General features: G+C 62.6%; 4 protein-coding genes. 2 read left to right on the forward strand and 2 right to left on the reverse strand.

All coding sequences use genetic code 11. The features are described from left to right. Positions 1-118: 118 nt before the first annotated feature. Together AC1DWF_RS30735 and AC1DWF_RS30740 are read right to left on the reverse strand one after the other, a co-directional pair. Entirely contained in the window at positions 119-1711 is a 1593-nt protein-coding gene (locus tag AC1DWF_RS30735; protein ID WP_476842465.1) for a peptide chain release factor 3, read from the reverse strand. Between the two features lie 164 nt (positions 1712-1875). Next, a complete protein-coding gene (locus tag AC1DWF_RS30740) occupies positions 1876-2982 on the reverse strand; it encodes a DNA alkylation repair protein (protein ID WP_476781717.1) in 1107 nt (368 codons plus the stop codon). Between the two features lie 202 nt (positions 2983-3184). Between AC1DWF_RS30740 and AC1DWF_RS30745 the strand changes: the two genes are divergently transcribed. Together AC1DWF_RS30745 and AC1DWF_RS30750 are read left to right on the forward strand one after the other, a co-directional pair. Then, positions 3185-3496, forward strand: a complete 312-nt coding sequence (locus AC1DWF_RS30745) for an ArsR/SmtB family transcription factor (protein WP_476781718.1) — start codon at positions 3185-3187, stop codon at positions 3494-3496. Then, positions 3493-3972: an SRPBCC family protein gene (locus AC1DWF_RS30750; protein ID WP_476781719.1), complete on the forward strand. Its 480-nt coding sequence runs from the start codon at positions 3493-3495 to the stop codon at positions 3970-3972. The genes AC1DWF_RS30745 and AC1DWF_RS30750 overlap by 4 nt, the downstream gene beginning before the upstream one ends. The last annotated feature ends 108 nt before the right edge of the window (positions 3973-4080 follow it).

The following is a 4080-nucleotide window of genomic DNA, read 5'->3' on the forward strand; positions in this document are numbered from 1 at the left end:
GTCACCCACCTTGGGTTGGACCAGGGTCGACAGCGGCACCGAAATGTCATTAGGCGATTTACATGACGGAATGACGAAACGGAGAGGCGGAGCAGCAAAGCCGCTCCGCTTTCTGGGATCACGCGACGATGTCGCGGACCTGATAGTCCTTGATCGCGGCAAAGCGGATCAACTTCCAGCGCTCGGCCTCGTAGTTGAGCGAGAATTCGTGCTGGGCGAGGAACACCGGATCATTGTCGAGATCGCGCGCGATGTCGCCGCGATGGCTCTCGATGAAGCGGTGCAAATCGGCCTTGTCGTCGGCGTCGATCCAGCGGCAGATCGAAAACCGCGCCATCTCGAAGTCGACCGGCAGCGTGTATTCCACCGACAGCCGCTCCTTGAGCACGTCGATCTGCAGCGCACCGACGACGCCGACGATGGCCGGCGAGCCGTCTTCGGGCTGGAACAGCTGGACCACGCCCTCTTCGGCCATCTGGTGCAGCGCTTCCTTGAGTTTCTTGGCCTTCATCGCATCGCCGAGGCGGACGCGGCGCAGGATTTCCGGCGCGAAATTAGGCACGCCGCGGAACAGGATGTCCTCGCCCTCGGTCAACGTATCGCCGATGCGCAGCGTGCCGTGATTGGGGATACCCACCACGTCGCCGGCATAGGCTTCGTCGGCGGTGATGCGCGAACGGGCGAAGAAGAACYGCGGCGCCGACAGGCTCATCTGCTTGCCGGTGCGCACCAGCTTGGCCTTCATGCCGCGCTTGAGTTCGCCCGAGCAGACACGGACGAAGGCGATGCGGTCGCGGTGGTTGGGGTCCATATTGGCCTGGATCTTGAAGACGAACGACGTCATCTTCTCCTCCGTCGCCTCGACCTTGCGCGTGTCGGCTTCCTGAGCACGGGGTGGCGGGCCGATCTCGCCCAAAGCCTCGATCAGGTCGCGGACGCCAAAATTGCGCAGCGCCGAGCCGAAATAGACCGGCGTCAGATGGCCTTCGCGGAACGCCTGTAGGTCGAAGGGCCGGCACGCCTCGCGGGCCAGCTCCAGCTCCTCGATGAAGGCCGGGCGCTCATTGTCGGGCAGAAGGCCGGCGGCGCGGTTGGAGTCGGGGCCGTGGACAGGCGTGCGCTCTTTTTCGGCATCGCCGTGGCGCACGGCGTTCTGGGCGAGGTGATAGGTACCGGAAAACGTCTTGCCCTGGCCGATCGGCCAGGTGATCGGCGCGGTGTCGAGCGCCAGCTTCTCTTCGATCTCGTCGAGGATCTCGAAGGTGTTGCGCGCCTCGCGGTCCATCTTGTTGACGAAGGTGATGATCGGGATGTCGCGCAAGCGACAGACCTCGAACAGCTTCAGCGTGCGCGGCTCGATACCCTTGGCGGCGTCGATGACCATGACGGCGCTGTCGACCGCCGACAGCGTGCGATAGGTGTCGTCGGCGAAGTCTTCGTGGCCGGGTGTGTCGAGCAGGTTGAAGACGTTGTCGCCATATTCGAAGGTCATTACCGAGGTGACCACAGAGATACCGCGCTCGCGCTCGATCTTCATCCAGTCCGAGCGGGTCTGGATCTTGTCTTTCTTAGCCTTGACCTCACCGGCAAGCTGGATCGCGCCGCCAAACAGCAGCAGCTTTTCGGTCAGCGTCGTCTTGCCGGCGTCAGGGTGCGCGATGATCGCGAAAGTGCGGCGGCGCGCCACCGCCTTTTCGATGTCTTCAGCCATCGGGGATTCCTATTGTGCAGTCGGGAGACAGCCAGTTTTCCCCTGCCCGAAAAAGGCAGAGCCGTCACGGCGCACCGCAACMGGCAGGAAACAGGCCGTCCGCCACTATTCCTTGCGCGGGCTTCTAGCAGCGGGGCCGGCGGCTGTCGAGGAATTGGCGCAGATCATCCCCTCAACTCGAAACCGGATTCGGCCAATGTCTCGCCGTTGACGATCAGTTCTATCAGATGATGGCCGGGATAGTGCTTGCGCGTGGTGAAATCGCGCACCGCCTGGCTGATCGAAATTTCCCTTTGGCCGCCCGCCGGCAGGTTGATCTCCTTCAGCTTGAAGACCTTCTTCGCGCTGCCGCCGCTTTTCTTGACGTAGTGGACGGCATAGTCGACCACCAGCTGCTGCGCTGCCGCGGCGGTCGAGGCAAGGCTTGCCTTGAGCGTGATGCGGCCGCCGAGCATGATGGCGGCCGGCGACACCGCGAATGCCTCGACGCGGACCATCGGCGTGCCTGTCGTGCCGATGGCGCCAAGCGCACGTGCATCGCCCTTCTTGATCATTGTCCTCAGCGCATGCTTGACGATCCAGGCGGTGTTCTTGTCGTCCATGTCCCACGCGGAAACGCGGTCGATCACCTTGTCGGGATGGTCCTTGGAGATGTCGTTGAGGTGGTTTGCCACCGATTTGCGCACGTAGAGGCTGGAATCGCATTTCAGCGCCTCGATGATCGGCGCCGTCGGCGAAGGATCCTTGATCAGCCGCTTGAGCCGGAACGACCATGGCAGCCGCGGGCGCGAGCCCTCGCTGGCGAGGCGGCGCACATGTTCGTTGTCATCAAGCGCCCAGCCACGCATCACCTGAAGGGTCCTGTCGAAATCCTGAGCCAGGAAATGGCGGATGGCGAATTCGGCCGATCCGAAGCGGGTGAAGAATTTCAGCGCCTCCATCGACAGGTCGAAATGACCCTTGCCATAGAGCGCGACGTGTTCGGACAGGACGATCGATGCGAAGCCATGCTGGATACGCGGTGCGAGCTCATGGAGAACCCCAATCGCGTCCTCGAAGCCGCCGGGCAGGCTGGCGTGCAAGCTCATCGCCGTCAGACGCATACGCTGCATGATGCCGAGTTCGTCGAGGTTCTCGGTAGCAAGCACCATGAATTTTTCCGCATCGAACCCTGGCGCGATGGATGCCGTTTCATGGGCGATGTGGCGAAGACGCGCCCGGTCGAAAATCTCCTTGAGCGCCGGCGCGGCTTGTGTTGGGTCTTCCGTCATCAGTCTTTCGTCCCTGCACTGCGCCCCCGCGCAGGCCCCTGTGCGACATTTCGCATGCGGGGCCTCCTGCGCAGATACGAACCGATCCGCGAAACTACAATCTCTCTCCTGCCAAGGAGCTGTCAGGAGCCACCGGCGTGGCCATTTTCAGGTGCGTCTCCAACGTGGTTGACTTACCATCAGTTTATACTTATCATTAGTTATGACTTATGATTATTCGCAGATCACCGCTCTAGCCGACCCAACGCGCCGCATGATCTTCGAGCGTGTAAGCGTGGGGCCCTGTTCGGTGGCGGAGCTGACGCGCGGACTTCCCGTGTCGCAGTCTGCGGTTTCGCAGCATCTCAAAGTGCTCAAGGAGGCGCGGCTGGTGCGTATGGAACCTCAGGGCGCGCGCAATATCTATCACATCGACCCGGCCGGCCTTGGCCGCATGCGGGCATGGCTCGATCAACTCTGGGGCGACGTACTCGACGAATTCAAGCTCAAGGCGGACAAGGAGGACCAGACATGACAGTCACGATTTCGCCATCGCCGGTGCGCCGCTCGGTCACCGTCAAGGCAAGCCCGGCACGCGCCTTCGAGGTCTTCACATCGGGCTTTTCGAGCTGGTGGCCCAAGACCCACAGCATAGGCGCCGCCCCGCTCAAGACGGCGACCATCGAGCCCCGTGCCGGCGGGCGCTGGTACGAGACCGGCGAAGACGGCAGCGAATGCCCATGGGGCGATGTCATCGCCTGGGAGCCGCCGCAGCGCATCGTGCTCGCCTGGCGCATTGGCACGGACTGGAAATTCGATCCCGACCTTCTTACCGAAATCGAAATCAGGTTCGTTGCCCTTGCAGGCGGCGGAACCCGCGTCGATCTCGAACACCGGCTGCTCGAGAACATGGGCCCGAAGGCCGAAGAAACGGCCGTGATGCTCGATTCCGAAGGCGGCTGGGGCGGCATTCTTCAAGGCTTCGGCGCGGCGGTCGACGCTGCGGGCTGACCCGAAACCGAACCCTTMGCGACATGCGGCCCCGGCATCGTGCTCGGGCTGCATGTCGTCGTTGACGGCTACAACCGACAGGCAGAAAATATGCGCAAAGGCGTCGAT

The organism is Aminobacter sp. P4_D5, from assembly GCF_056401815.1.